Origin of the sequence: Arthrobacter bussei, assembly GCF_009377195.2 — a bacterium.
Taxonomy (GTDB): Bacteria; Actinomycetota; Actinomycetes; order Actinomycetales; family Micrococcaceae; genus Arthrobacter_D; species Arthrobacter_D bussei.
In genome coordinates, this window is the sequence record NZ_VJXX01000015.1 from 1 (window position 1) to 970 (window position 970).

1 protein-coding gene is annotated in these 970 nt (G+C 65.3%); it reads left to right on the forward strand.

Annotated features, from left to right (window positions below; translation table 11 throughout):
- Nucleotides 1–131: 131 nt before the first annotated feature.
- Nucleotides 132–970 (forward strand): ISL3 family transposase (locus FNH21_RS16715; RefSeq protein WP_152817186.1); only part of this gene is annotated, 839 nt, incomplete at its 3' end.

Genomic DNA, 970 nt, shown 5'->3' on the forward strand with positions numbered 1-970 from the left:
CGGCTCTTCGTAAACGAGAGTGTGCGCTGGGTGCTGGCGGCGTGAGCAGGGTGGGCGCGTCGGTGACGGGATAAAGGTCGAGGCCTTCCGATGATGGAAGTTCTGACGCTATCCACCCGAAAGACCTCGACATGCTCAACGCTACCTTCGTTCGCCCTGACCTCACCACGTTCTGCCGCCTCGATGAGCTCGGTCTCGAGGCCGTTGGTCAGCACCTTCGCCCTCATCGGGCGGTGATCGAGTGTCGCGTCGTTCAAGCAGATCCGTGGTGCCGATCGTGTGGCGTTGAGGGCGTCGTGCGAGACACCGTTGTCCGTCGGCTCGCCCATGAGCCATTCGGTCACCGGCCCACCACCTTGCTGGTGCGAGTGCGCCGCTACCGGTGCGAGCACTGCGGTCACACGTGGCGGCAAGACACATCGAAGGCAGCTGATCGGAGGGCGAAGATCTCCCGCCGCGGACTGACGTGGGCGCTGTTCGCGATCGTGGTCGATCACCTGACAGTGTCCCGGGTCGCAGCCGGTCTCGGCGTGTCCTGGCATACCGCGAACAGTGCCGTCCTGACCGAGGGTAAGCGCGTCTTGATTGATGACCCGGGCAGGTTCGAGGGGGTCACTACGATCGGCGTGGACGAACATGTCTGGCGGCATACCCGCAAAGGCGACCGGTTCGTGACGGTCATCATCGATCTCACCCCGATCCGCGAGAAGACGGGCCCGGCACGCCTGCTGGACATGGTCGAAGGCCGCTCCAAATCCGTGTTCAAGCAGTGGCTTGCTGATCGCCCGCGGGCGTGGCGGGCCGGGGTGGAGGTCGTGGCAATGGATGGGTTCACCGGGTTCAAGACCGCCACGACGGAGGAGCTCCCCGGCGCGGTCCCGGTGATGGATCCCTTCCACGTGGTTCGGCTGGCCGGGGATGGGTTGGACCGGTGCAGGCAACGCGTCCAACAAGCCACCACCGGTCACCG